The sequence below is a fragment of the Candidatus Skiveiella danica genome (genome assembly GCF_022705245.1).
GTDB lineage: Bacteria > Pseudomonadota > Gammaproteobacteria > Burkholderiales > Burkholderiaceae_C > Skiveiella > Skiveiella danica.
In genome coordinates, this window is record NZ_JAKJEW010000022.1 from 1 (window position 1) to 12102 (window position 12102).

9 protein-coding genes are annotated in these 12102 nt (G+C 65.8%); 5 read left to right on the forward strand and 4 right to left on the reverse strand.

What is annotated here, in order from left to right:
- From ACMUOY_RS13125 to ACMUOY_RS13140, 4 genes are all read left to right on the forward strand, one after another.
- The coding region (locus ACMUOY_RS13125; RefSeq protein ID WP_413893173.1) for a proton-conducting transporter membrane subunit at positions 1-597 on the forward strand (597 nt) is incomplete at its 5' end.
- 24 nt (positions 598-621) lie between these two features.
- Positions 622-2109 carry an NADH-quinone oxidoreductase subunit NuoN gene (gene nuoN, locus ACMUOY_RS13130; RefSeq protein ID WP_413893174.1) on the forward strand — a complete coding sequence of 496 codons (1488 nt, stop codon included), beginning with the start codon at positions 622-624 and terminating at the stop codon, positions 2107-2109.
- 324 nt (positions 2110-2433) lie between these two features.
- Complete coding sequence (locus ACMUOY_RS13135) at positions 2434-3009, forward strand: NUDIX domain-containing protein (RefSeq protein ID WP_413893242.1); 576 nt, start codon at positions 2434-2436, stop codon at positions 3007-3009.
- A 7-nt stretch (positions 3010-3016) separates the two neighbouring features.
- Positions 3017-3472 carry a DUF1178 family protein gene (locus ACMUOY_RS13140; protein ID WP_413893175.1) on the forward strand — a complete coding sequence of 152 codons (456 nt, stop codon included), beginning with the start codon at positions 3017-3019 and terminating at the stop codon, positions 3470-3472.
- Between the two features lie 48 nt (positions 3473-3520).
- Here ACMUOY_RS13140 and ACMUOY_RS13145 read toward each other — a convergent pair whose 3' ends face one another.
- The 4 genes from ACMUOY_RS13145 to ACMUOY_RS13160 form a co-directional block, all read right to left on the reverse strand.
- Positions 3521-5365, reverse strand: a complete 1845-nt coding sequence (locus ACMUOY_RS13145; protein WP_413893176.1) for an ABC transporter transmembrane domain-containing protein — start codon at positions 5363-5365, stop codon at positions 3521-3523.
- A 42-nt stretch (positions 5366-5407) separates the two neighbouring features.
- Positions 5408-7528 carry an acetyl-CoA hydrolase/transferase C-terminal domain-containing protein gene (locus tag ACMUOY_RS13150; RefSeq protein ID WP_413893177.1) on the reverse strand — a complete coding sequence of 707 codons (2121 nt, stop codon included), beginning with the start codon at positions 7526-7528 and terminating at the stop codon, positions 5408-5410.
- A gap of 119 nt (positions 7529-7647) precedes the next feature.
- Positions 7648-8736 carry a lipocalin-like domain-containing protein gene (locus tag ACMUOY_RS13155; protein ID WP_413893178.1) on the reverse strand — a complete coding sequence of 363 codons (1089 nt, stop codon included), beginning with the start codon at positions 8734-8736 and terminating at the stop codon, positions 7648-7650.
- Positions 8736-11321, reverse strand: coding sequence for an FtsX-like permease family protein (locus ACMUOY_RS13160; RefSeq protein ID WP_413893179.1), 2586 nt, complete (start codon positions 11319-11321; stop codon positions 8736-8738). The genes ACMUOY_RS13155 and ACMUOY_RS13160 overlap by 1 nt, the downstream gene beginning before the upstream one ends.
- A 186-nt stretch (positions 11322-11507) precedes the next feature.
- On the opposite strand from ACMUOY_RS13160, the gene ACMUOY_RS13165 reads away from it, so the two are divergent.
- The gene (locus ACMUOY_RS13165) at positions 11508-12023 is read left to right on the forward strand and encodes an Hsp20/alpha crystallin family protein (RefSeq protein ID WP_413893180.1); all 516 of its coding nucleotides are present in this window, start codon (positions 11508-11510) and stop codon (positions 12021-12023) included.
- Positions 12024-12102: the final 79 nt, after the last annotated feature.

The window sequence follows — 12102 nt, forward strand, 5'->3', positions numbered from 1 at the left end:
CAGAAGGACATGAAAAAGCTGGTGGCCTATTCGTCCGTCGCGCACATGGGATTCGTGACCCTGGGTTTCTTCATCTTCAACACCATCGGCGTGTCCGGCGGGCTGGTGCAGATGATCGCGCACGGCTTTGTTTCGGCCGCCATGTTCTTGAGCATCGGTGTGCTTTATGACCGGGTGCATTCGCGTGAAATCGCCAGCTACGGCGGCGTGGTCAACACCATGCCGAAGTTCACCGCCTTTGCCTTGCTGTTTGCCATGGCAAATTGCGGCCTGCCCGGAACCGCCGGCTTTGTCGGCGAATGGATGGTGATTCTCGGTGCTGTGAGGTTCAATTTCTGGATCGGCTTTGCCTCCGCCACGGCCCTGATCTTCGGCGCTGCCTATACGCTGTGGATGTTCAAACGGGTCTATCTGGGCCCGGTGGCCAATGATCATGTCCGCGATCTCACCGACATCAACGCGCGTGAATTCTTGATGCTGGCCATGCTCGCGGTGGCGGTGCTGTACATGGGCATCTATCCCAAGCCTTTCACCGACGTGATGGATGTTTCAGTGACCGAGTTGCTCAGGCACGTGGCGCTCTCCAAGCTCAACTGATCAGACTGAATCGAGAAACAGAAGATGATTGACAAACTCAGTTGGATCGCGGTTTATCCGGAAATTGTGCTGTTGGGCATGGCATGTTTGATCGCCATGGCGGACCTGTTCGTGACCAATCCGCGGCGCACGGCAACCTACGCACTGACGATGGCGACGCTGGCGCTGGTCGCGCTGCTCCATGGCCTTTACGCCCTCGGTGGTCAGACGATTTACGCGTTTGGCAACATGGTCGTCAGCGATGCCATGGGGAACTGGCTCAAGTGCTTTACCACCATTGCCGTGATGGTCACACTGGTCTATGCACGCCCCTATGCACAGGTGCGCGACATGCTTCGGGGCGGCGAGCTGTTCACGCTGGGCATGTTCTCCCTGCTGGGCATGTCGGTCATGATTTCCGGGAACAACTTCCTGGTAATCTATCTCGGTCTCGAATTGCTGACCCTGTCCAGCTATGCCCTGGTGGCATTGCGCCGTGACAACGCCACGGCCACCGAGGCGGCCATGAAGTATTTTGTTCTGGGTGCAATGGCCTCTGGGTTCCTGCTCTATGGCCTGTCCATGATGTATGGCGCCACCGGCACGCTGGACGTGAATGCTGTATTCAAGGCGGTGGCCTCGGGTCAGGTCAAGCATCAGGTGCTTGTCTTTGGCCTTGTTTTTGTGGTCGCGGGACTGGCGTTCAAGCTGGGTGTGGTGCCGTTCCACATGTGGATTCCCGACGTCTATCAAGGCGCTCCGACAGCGATCACGCTGTTGGTGGCCGGTGCGCCCAAATTGGCGGCGTTTGCCATCGTCATCCGTTTGCTGGTAGAGGGCTTCCTGCCGCTGGCCTTTGACTGGCAGCAGATGCTGGGCGTGCTGGCGGTGGCCTCGCTGTTCCTGGGGAATCTGGCCGCCATCGCACAGACCAACCTGAAGCGGATGCTCGCGTTCTCGACGATTTCCCAGATGGGTTTTGTGCTGCTGGGTCTCATGGCGGGCGTCGTGAATGGCAATGTGTTGTCGGCAGCCAATGCCTACAGCTCATCGATGTTCTACATCGTGACCTATGTGCTGACGACGCTGGCCACTTTCGGCGTCATCATGCTGCTCGCGCGCGAAGGTTTCGAGAGCGAGGAAATCTCCGATTTCGCCGGTCTGAACCAGCGCAGCCCGCTCTATGCCGGTGTGATGGCCGTCTGCATGTTCTCTCTCGCCGGTATTCCGCCGCTGGTCGGCTTCTATGCCAAGCTTGCCGTCTTGCAGGCGCTCGTATCTTCTGGGCAGACCTCCTACCTTGCGCTCGCCGTGTTTGCCGTGATGATGTCGCTGATTGGCGCTTTCTACTACCTGCGCGTGGTGAAGGTCATGTACTTCGACAACCCGATCACCGCGACCACCGTGTCGGCTCCCCTCGATGTGCGGGCGGTGCTGTCGATCAACGGAGCGCTGGTGCTGATTCTGGGGATTGTCCCTGGCGGTCTGATGTCACTTTGCGCGAATTCCATCGTGCAGATGCTCAAGACCTGAGCGGGTTCGGCAAGACGGCGCAAGGCGCTTGCAGGCGCCGAATCGGGGCCCTGACCCTGGTGGTTTGCCGACGCCTTTTGGCAGGGCGCGCTCAGTGAATCTAACGACGAGCCCCCGTGTTTCCGTCGCGACACTGAAATTCCGTGGATCGTGCGCGAACTGGACGATGTTTCTGCCCTGCCAGGTCCTGCCGCTTTCAACCGGATGCGCCTGGGTCGTGACGGGCCGTCCCACCGGTTTCCGGCGGCCGAGCAGTGCCCTTTTGCCTTTGAACCCAGGAAGGACCAGACCTTGAGTTCCAACGACAGCCACTTGATCGAGGTGATGACCCGGCGCGAGGAGTTGTTCCGCGGTCGCTTCCTGCATGCATTCCGCGACGCCGTGCGTCTGCCTGACGGGAGTGCGAGTGACCGGGAGTACCTCGTTCATCCCGGCGCGGTGATGGTGATTCCGTTCCTGCCCGGTGAGGACGGCGCTGTCCGTTTGGTGCTGGAGCGCCAATATCGTTATCCCATCGGCGAGGTCATGGTCGAGTTCCCGGCCGGCAAACTTGATCCTGGCGAGGATCGTCTGGCCTGCGCGCGCAGGGAACTGCAGGAGGAGACCGGCTTCGTGGCGCTGGAATGGGCGCGAGCTGGTGTGATACATCCGGTGATCTCCTATTCGACGGAGTTCATCGAAATCTGGTTTGCACGCGGGCTGACACTGGGCGAGCGCCGGCTCGATGCCGGCGAGTTTCTCGATGTCTTCACGGCGACGCCGCAGCAACTCGCCATCTGGTGTCGTGAGGGGGTCGTGACGGACGCGAAAACCGTCGCAGGCCTGCTCTGGGTCCAGCAGGTGCTTTCCGGGGCATGGACGCTCGACTGGCATGCGCCGGATGCTGCGGCAACGCCATAATAAGGCCATGAAAGTCCTGGACCTTCAGTGCGCGCACCTTCATACCTTCGAGGGCTGGTTTGCCTCCGAGGATGATTTCCAGGACCAGCTCGTGCGCGGGCTGGTGTCCTGCCCGGTGTGCAACGACACAGCCGTTGTCAAGCTGCTCAGCGCGCCCAGGCTGAATTTGGGTGGGACGGATGCACCGTCGCTGCCGGCCTCGGCGGTTGCGACAGCGCGCCCCGGTGAGGTGATGCAAACAGCACATGCAACCTGGATGCAGATGATGCGTCGTGTCATGGCCAACACCGAAGACGTGGGCGAGCGTTTTGCCGAGGTGGCGCGTCAGATGCACTATGGCGAAGCGCAGGAACGCAACATTCGCGGCAAGGCGTCCGCCGAGGAAACCGAGGCGCTGCTGGACGAGGGCATTGCGGTGCTGCCCCTTCTGATTCCTGAAGCGCTCAAGGAGCCGCTTCAGTAACGGGCACCCATGGGCACCCATGGGCCCCCATGGGCCCCATGCAAGGGCTCAGGCCGTGAATTGCAGCGCTGCAAGTCGGGCGTAGACACCGTCGGCCGTTACCAGCGCGTCGTGAGTGCCCTGTTCGACGATACGACCGTGCTCCAGTACCACGATTCGGTCCGCCTTCTGCACCGTCGCCAGACGATGGGCGATGACCAGCGTCGTGCGCGCTCCGCTGTGTTGGCGCATGGCCGAGTCCAGTGCCGCCTGCACCACGCGCTCGCTTTCCGCGTCCAGCGCGCTCGTGGCCTCGTCCAGCAGGAGCAGGGGGGCGTCCTTCAGCATGGCACGTGCGATGGCGATGCGCTGGCGCTGCCCGCCGGACAGCCGCACACCGCGTTCGCCCAGAAACGTGTCATAGCCCTCGGGCAGGGCTCGGATGAAATCGTCGGCAAAGGCCGCGGATGCCGCCGCGTGGACGTCCGCCTCGGTCGCTTCAGGCCGACCGTAGCGAATATTCTCCAGCGCGGAAGCCGAGAAGATGACCGCATCCTGGGGCACGATTGCAATGCGCCGGCGCAGATCGTCCAGCGCCAGCGACTGAACCGCAGTGCCATCAATGCGCACCGCGCCCGTGCCAGGGTCGTAGTAACGCAGCAGCAACTGGAAGACGGTGCTTTTGCCGGCGCCGCTGGAGCCGACCAGCGCCACCGTTTCGCCCGGCGAGATGGCGAGCGAAAAATCGGCAAGTGCCGGGGTTGCCGGGCGCGACGGGTAGTGAAACGTGATTGCTTCAAATTCAATAGCTGAACCTGACCGATTGACCATGGGTCTGGCCGGATTTTTGGGTGAAACGATGGTCGAGGGGCTGTGCAGCAACTCCATCAGACGCTCGGTGGCACCGGCGGCGCGCAGCAGGTCGCCATAGACCTCGCCCAGCACCGCAAACGCGCCCGCCAGGATGATTACGTACACCACGGTCTGTCCCAGGTGTCCGGCCGACATCCGGCCCTCCATGACCGCCTGCGTGCCCTGGTAGAGGCCCCAGAGCAGCGCGGCGGACGTTGCGATGATGATGAAGGCCACCAACACCGCGCGGGCACGGGTGCGGCGCACCGCCGTCATGAAAGCCTGTGCGGTCGCATGGTCAAAGCGCGCGGCCTCGCGACCTTCGGCGGTGTAGCTCTGCACCACGGGAATGGCGTTGAGCACCTCGGCCGCGATGGCGCTGGAGTCGGCCACACGGTCCTGGCTGGCGCGCGAGAGCTTGCGAACCCGCCGCCCGAACCACAGGGCGGGCAACACCACGCACACCAGCACCACGGCGACCTGCAGCATCACCCACGGGTTGGTCCAGACCAGCATGGCGAGCGCGCCGATGCCCATGACGGCGTTGCGCAGCCCCATGCTGAGCGAGGAGCCCACCACGGTTTGCACCAGCGTCGTGTCTGTGGTCAGGCGCGACAGCACCTCGCCGGTCTGTGTGGTCTCGAAGAACTCGGGGCTTTGCTGCAGCACATGGGCATAGACGGCGTTGCGCAGATCCGCAGTCACCCGTTCGCCCAGCCAGCTGACCATGTAGAAGCGGCAGGCGGAAAAGATACCCAGGGCGACGGCCACCGAAAACAGTGCCAGAAAATGCCCACGCAGGGCCATGATCTGCGCTCCGCGCTCGGGCGCGGCCTCGCCTGGGGCCGTGGCCGCCAGCGCCCCGCCGTCAATCAGGCTGCGCAGGGCCAGCGGGAAGGCCAGCGTCGCCAGCGCCGCGAGCAGCAGGAACAGACCGGCCAGGACGATGCGGCCCCGATAGGGCCGCAGAAACGGAAGTAGCCCCGAAAGGGACTTCACCGGGACGCTGCTTTTTTCAGAGGCAAGCGATGGCGCCGAGGCGCTGGAACGAGATGCAGACATGACCGCCAGTGTAGAAGCTGGCGGCCCTGTCTTGCCGGTGGACTAGAGATTGCCCGCGAACAGCCTGCGGATCACGGCGTCCTTGAAGCTGTGCGCGTCAGCCAGGCCCAGTCGTTCCAGATAGGCCTGCGGCGCCTGTTTGCCTTCCCAGAAGCTCTTGAACGCCACGGAGAGCAACTCACTGGGGTGTTGCGTGGCGTGCTTGAGCTTCTTCAGCGCGCCGACGATCTTCAGCTCGTCGGCCGTGAGGTCGGTGCCGAACGGGAAGGGCGGCAACAGGCCGGCATCAGCCCAGGGGTGCAGTTTCTCTTCGAGTGCTTCCGGCAGGTTGTTGCGGTAGCGCTCGGGCACCTCGTAGTCGCGCTCAAGCTTGCCGTGGGCCTTGGCCTGCTTGACCAGTTCCTCCTGGAAGCGAGAGTCTGCCACGGCGATCAGCCGTTTCACCACTTCGCTGTCGGGCTGGCCGCGCACGTCGGCAATGCCGTATTCGGTGATGATGATGTCACGCAGGTGGCGCGGAATCGTCACGTGGCCATAGTTCCAGACGATGCTGCTCCTGAGGCCGTCCTTGTTGTCGTGCGTGGCGCGCAGCATCATCAGCAGGCGCGCATCCGGAAGGGCATGCGCCATGGCGACGAAGTTGTACTGGCCGCCAACCCCGCTGACCACCTGGCCGGACTCCAGCGCGTCGCTGGCGACGGCCCCCAGCAGCGTGGCGATCATCGTGGTGTTCATGAAACGGGCCTTGCGCCGCTGTGCTCGCTTGAGGTCACCCTGGCCGTAGAGCTGGTTGATGAAATCGATCCGCGTCATGTCGATCTTCGCCAACTCCTGCGGCGGCATGCTGCGCAGACGCTCGTAGAAGTCGTTCGGTCCGAGGAAGAAGCCACCCGTCATGTAGATGCCGCCGATCAGGCGAGCCCCAAGCATCGTGGCGCAGAGTTTGTCGAACGCCTCCTTGTCGGACAGATCACACGAGCAACGTTCACCGTCGAGCACCAGGTCGCGCCCTTCCAATGTCACGCCGGTGCGCAGGACGCCGAACTTTTTCAGGAAGGCGACGTCCGCCTCGGACAGTGGTGTGCCGATCCGTCCTGCGGCCAGCAAGGCGCGCACCGTCTCGGGCGTGACGACCTCGCTGGCGAGCCGGCCGTCATTGAGCATCTGCTGCAGAACGGTGTCACCGTAGACTTCGCGGCGAATGATGCCGGCCTCGATCAGCTTCAGGAAGCCATTGACGAACATCTCCGAGCAGCCATACAGCCCCTGGTCGAACCGGCCCAGTTCGCGGCCTTCCAGGCCGTCCGGGGCGAGCGTTTCAAGGATGCTGCGGTAGTCTTCTCCGTGGCGGTCGCGCACGATCAGGGCCTGCGCGATCGCGTCCCCGAGCGAGCCGATGCCAATCTGGAGCGTGCCACCGTCGGCCACGAGGCTGGAGGCGTGCAGGCCGATCGCATAGTCCGCCGCGCTGACCTTGTTGTTGGGTGCCCCGAAGACCGTGTGGGTGCCGGCCGGGTCGGTCACCACCACATCATAGAAGTCGGGCCCGACCTCCGCGCCATTGGGCATGAAGGGCATCTTCTTGTTGATGACGCCGATCGTCATCAGCGGCTGCCCTGCCGCGCGCATTTTTTCGATCACCTCGAAGGCCACGTCAGGATTGCTGGACAGGCTCAGGCGCATCGCCTCGCCTTCGCCCTGCACGCCCACCGCCTGGGCGATCACATTCATGCCCTGAACCGCCATGTCGCGGGCCACGAAGGTGTAGTTGGTGGAGATGTAGTTGAGCTGAGCCGCTTCGTTGCCGATGTAGTCGCCGGTCTTCATGAAGAACTCGCGCACTTCAATGTTGGGCGGCAGCGCGTGGGCGCGGAGGTCCACGGCGTATTCCAGATCGGGATAGTCGGCAAACACGCGTTCGACCAGGGGTTCCAGGAAGTGCTGCTCCAGATCGCTCTTGCCCACGGGTTTGATCAGCGAGAGGGCGGTGATGATGCGCAGCTTGCGCGCCGGATTCGCCTTGATGCGGCGATACAGCGCGTTCACGAAGGGATTGGGCTTGCCAACGGCCAGCGGAATGCCGAGCACGATGTCGCCAGGAATGGTGTCGAGCACGTGGTCAACGGCCGCTTCGAGCGAATCGATGAAGAGGGGCTGGGTCATGATTGTCTCCAGATAGAACAGTCTCAAACGACTGTCTCACTGTAGGACGCAGCCCGGGGGCGGGTCTTGATCCAGAGCAATTTGGCAGCGAATGACGGGCCTTCGGCGGCAGCCGCCGACTACAGGCGAAGCGGCTGCGCGTAGCCGGTCATCTCCAGATAGCCGTGGCCGGCCAGTCGTCCGTTGGAGTCCCGCAGCTCGCTCAGGCCTTCCCAGTAGATGGCGCCGGTGGAGGCCCGGCTGTCGAGCTCCTGGTTGTCGATGACAGCCCTGACCGTGTAGAAGTCCGCCGGCGTGCGAACGATCCACTCCACCGGGTAGCTGGCCAGGCTCATCGGGCTTTTCCAGAAACGCTGCGGGCTGAACATCACCTCGCCCGGACTGAAGACATAGACGCCACCGGCGCGCGGGCGGAATGAGCCGCCGTCCCAGAGTGTCCGCCCGGTTTTGCTGCGCAGGCGAAACGCGGTGAGCGCGCTGCCGTCCAGCAGGTTCATGCCGATCCAGTCCCAGCCGACGGCGTCCGGGTGCAGCAGGGCCTCGCTCCACTCATGGTCCAGCCAGGCCTGGCCGGTGACCTCCAGGGTCTGCCCCTTCAGGGAGATGCGGCCCCGTGTGGCCAGCTGGGGCAGGCTGTAGTAGTAGCTGGCCTGCTGCGGCTCGGGGCCCTTTCGCGAGAGGCCCTGATCGCCTTGCAGCAGCGGTGGCTGCGTCGGCTCGCACACCAGGTCCAGCGAGAAATCACCGCCCGGCAGCCGGGCCAGCCAGGCACCGTCCGCGGGCCGGCGCGTCAGCGACCAGTCACGCAGCGTGATGGCGCCATCCATCACATCGGCGCCCGCGGCGCCAAAGCCTTCGCGGGCGATGCGCTGGTCATGCCACAACTTGCGGCCCTGCACGTCGGTGAGCGCGGCATGGGCAAAGATCAGCTGCCTGGCGGCAAAGGCCGAGCCCATCGCCTGGGTGGCGTCCACCCGGGTTCGGAAAAAGGTCACCTGAAAGCCGAATTCGCGTCCCCCGGCCCCCGGTGTGCGGGCCCGACCGGTGACATACCACCATTCGGTGCGCAGATCCGGGTGCGCGCCGTGGTCGCGCGGAAACACAAGCGCGCGCCGGGGCAGGGCGGAGGCGACGGGCGTGGCGGCCAGGCCGGGCCGGGCCAGAGGCCCGCCGAGAACGCCGGCGAGCAACAAGGAACGTCGGCGCATCACCAGTCCTCCTTCACCGCCAGCACCGCATCGCGCCCGGCTGCGGCGCGTCCGGACAGCCACGCCGTCACGGTGCCCGCAGCCACCACGGCCGCGCACAGCGCCAGCAGGCGCCCCCAGGGTGCGGCCAGGTCCATGGTCCAGTGAAAGCTCTGCGGGTTCACCACTTTCACCAGCACGACCGAGACCGCCAGCCCCAGCAGCAGCCCGGCCAGCGCGCCGATGGCCGTCCATGCCGCGCCTTCGCCGGCCACCACGGCCAGGATCTGCCGGCGCGTCAGGCCCAGGTGCGCCAGCAGGCCGAACTCCTTGCGCCGCGCCAGCACCTGCGCGCTGAAGCTCGCCGCCACGCCGAACAGGCCGATCGCAATCGCCACCGCCTGCAGCCAGTAGGTGACGGCGAAGCTTCGGTCGAAGATGCGCAGCGAGGTGGCGCGGATCTGCGCGGCCGAGGCGAACTCCAGTCCGGTGTCCAGCCCGTCGGTACCCGGGGCACCGGATCCCGCGGCGCGGCGCACGGCCGCCTGCACCTGGCTGGCGTCAGCGCCGTCGGCCAGCCACAACGCGAGGTCGTTCACGCGCCGGTCGCCGGTCAGGCGCTCATAGTCATGGCGGTCGATCACGATGGCACCGGACTGCCGGGCATAGTCGCGCCACACGCCTGCTACAAAAAAAGTAGCTGAAAATGACTGTTCTGCGCTGGGACCGGGTCGAAAAAAGGCTGAAAGTGGCGCGAACACCTGTCCCGGGCGCGCGCCATAGAGGTCCACCATGGCTTCGCTGACCCAGATGCCGATCTGCCCCTCGGGCACGTGCAGCGCCTCGCCCACCAGCGCGGTGCCGCGGCCCATGCCATCGCCGTCGCGGCTGATCAGGGCCACCGCAGGGCGGGCGGGGTCCAGCTGCAGCGGCACGAAGCGCTGCGTGGCCAGCCGCTTCACGCCCGGCAGTTTCGCCACCTCGCGCACCAGCTCGGGCGGGAAGTAGACCGTGTCGGCCGCGCCGGTGCCCATGGCCGCGCGCACGTACAGATCCGCCGGCAGCACCACATCCAGCCAGTGCGTCACCGATTCGCGAAAGCTCGCCACCATCACGGTGAGGGCCACCGCCAGGCTCAGCGAGGCGACGACCCCGCTGACGGCCACCGCGGCACTTTCGCGCACGCGCCGTGCGCGCTCCACCGCGAGCAGCGGCAGCAGGCGGCGCGCCACGCGCGGGGCCAGCCGGTTATAAGTCAGGCCGATCAGCCAGGGCAGGGCCGTGATGCCGCCCACCAGCAGCAGCCCGACCGACACATAGGCCGCCAGCGGGATGCCCGCCACCGGCGGGGTCTGTGCCAGCAGCACGCCGGCAGCAATCAGCAGCAGGGGCACGGCGCGGTGCTGTCCGGTCTGTAGCGAAGCACCCAGGCCCTTGAGCGTCTGCGCGGGGGGCAGTCGTTGCGCCGCGCGCGCCGGCCACCAGCCGCCCACCCCTGCAGCCGCCACGCCCAGCAGCCCGTAGAGCAGCGCGGCCCCGCCCTCCCATTGCAGGGCCGGTGCCACGCCGGCAAAGAAGCCGCCGCCCAGGTCGCCGCCGAGCAGTCGCAGCGCCAGCGCCGCCAGCGCCGTGCCCAGCGCGATGCCGCCAGCGCTGCCGGCGGCACCCAGCAGCAGCGACTCCACCAGCACCACCCGCAGGCGCTGGCGCGGGGTCAGGCCGAGCACGCCCAGCAGCGCGAACTGCTGTGCGCGCCGCGCCACACTCAGCGAGAGCACGGAAAACACCAGGAAAGCCCCGGTGAACAGGGCCACCAGTGCCAGCACCGTGAGATTCACGCGGTAGGCGCGCGACAGGTTGCTCACCCGCTCGGCCGCGTCGCCGGGCTCGCCGGCCGTGACCCCCGCCGGCAGCCGCAGCGATGCGATGAAGGCCGAGCGGTCGGTGCCGGGCTGCAGGCGCAGGTCGATGCGGCTGAGGCGGCCTGCCGCGCCGAACAAGTCCTGCGCGGCGCCGATGTCCATCACGGCCAGCGGCGCGCCGCCCGCGTTCACGCTGCCGCCCACGCTCACCGCGCGCAGCGCCAGCGCGCTTTGCAGCTGCAGCGAAGGGGCGCCGTCGCCCGGCAATCCGCCGGGCGCCAGCGCCGCCATCGCGGCCGGGTTCAGGAACACGGTGGCTGGGGCCAGCACCGCGAGCCGGTCGGCCCCGGCGGCGGGTTGGGGCATCAGGGCCGGCGCCATGGCCCCAACCGTGAGCGCATCGATTCCCACCACGCGCACCGGCACGCGCCGGCGGTCCTGCCCAGGGGCGATGGCGTAGGTGGACAACTCCAGCACCGGGCTGGCCAGCACCACCTGCGGATGCGTGGCCGCTCGGGCGAACAGCGACTCGTCCAGGTTTCCCTGCACGCTGCGCAGTTCCAGGTCGGGCTGGCCATTGACCGCGCGCACCGCGCTGGCGAACTCGCCCAGCGCCGAGGCATTGATCAGGTGCACCGAGAACGCCAGCGCTACCCCCAGCATCACCGCCACGACCGCCGCCGCATTGCGCCAGGGGTGGTGGCGCAATTCCTGCCAGGAGAAGGTGCGCAAGAGAGCGAGCATGCGGTCGATTGTGCCGGTGCGCTCGGGATGGCGTGCAGCCGCCGGTTGATTTGATGTGCCGCAAAGAAGGCCCATTGCACCCGGGCGGGCTCTTGAGATCGGTTCGCCAGTGCCCATATCCTGTTGCAAGGGCCGTTTCAGTCCGGAAGCGATGCCCGGTTTTCAACTCTTGCAAAGGAGCACACCATGAGTTCACTGATGACACGCGGCGGATTGTTTGATGACTTCTTCAAGGACATTGCGCCTGGCTTTTATGTTCGGCCTCTGCACGGCGACCCGCTGCCGTCGCCGGCCCAGATCAAGGTCGACGTGAAGGAAAACGACAAGGCTTACACCGTACAGGCCGAAGTGCCGGGTGTGAGCAAGGACGAGATCCACGTGTCGCTCGACGGCAACGTGGTGACCCTGCGCGCCGAGGTCAAGCAGGAGGACCGCCAGGGTTCGGACGAGAAGGTGCTGCGCAGCGAGCGCTATTACGGTGCTGTGTCGCGCAGTTTCCAGCTGCCGATGGACATCGACCAGGCGCAGGCCAAGGCGAAGTACGACAACGGCGTGCTGACCCTGACCCTGCCGAAGAAGGACCNNNNGCTGCCGATGGACATCGACCAGGCGCAGGCCAAGGCGAAGTACGACAACGGCGTGCTGACCCTGACCCTGCCGAAGAAGCTGACCAACGGCTCGCAACGGCTGACGATCGAATAAACCGGGTCCCCGCCAGGGGTGAGGCGGCTGGCTGCAAGGCTGGCCGCCTTTTTCTTTGGGCTCAGGTCTTGCGCCGGGG

Bases quoted from the DNA above. Each gene is read 5' to 3' on its own strand.
- ACMUOY_RS13145 (WP_413893176.1), bottom strand. From the start codon at position 5,365: ATGTCTGCATCTCGTTCCAGCGCCTCGGCGCCATCGCTTGCCTCTGAA.
- ACMUOY_RS13160 (WP_413893179.1), bottom strand. From the start codon at position 11,321: ATGCTCGCTCTCTTGCGCACCTTCTCCTGGCAGGAATTGCGCCACCAC.
- ACMUOY_RS13155 (WP_413893178.1), bottom strand. From the start codon at position 8,736: ATGCGCCGACGTTCCTTGTTGCTCGCCGGCGTTCTCGGCGGGCCTCTG.
- ACMUOY_RS13135 (WP_413893242.1), top strand. From the start codon at position 2,434: ATGACCCGGCGCGAGGAGTTGTTCCGCGGTCGCTTCCTGCATGCATTC.
- nuoN (WP_413893174.1), top strand. From the start codon at position 622: ATGATTGACAAACTCAGTTGGATCGCGGTTTATCCGGAAATTGTGCTG.
- ACMUOY_RS13140 (WP_413893175.1), top strand. From the start codon at position 3,017: ATGAAAGTCCTGGACCTTCAGTGCGCGCACCTTCATACCTTCGAGGGC.
- ACMUOY_RS13150 (WP_413893177.1), bottom strand. From the start codon at position 7,528: ATGACCCAGCCCCTCTTCATCGATTCGCTCGAAGCGGCCGTTGACCAC.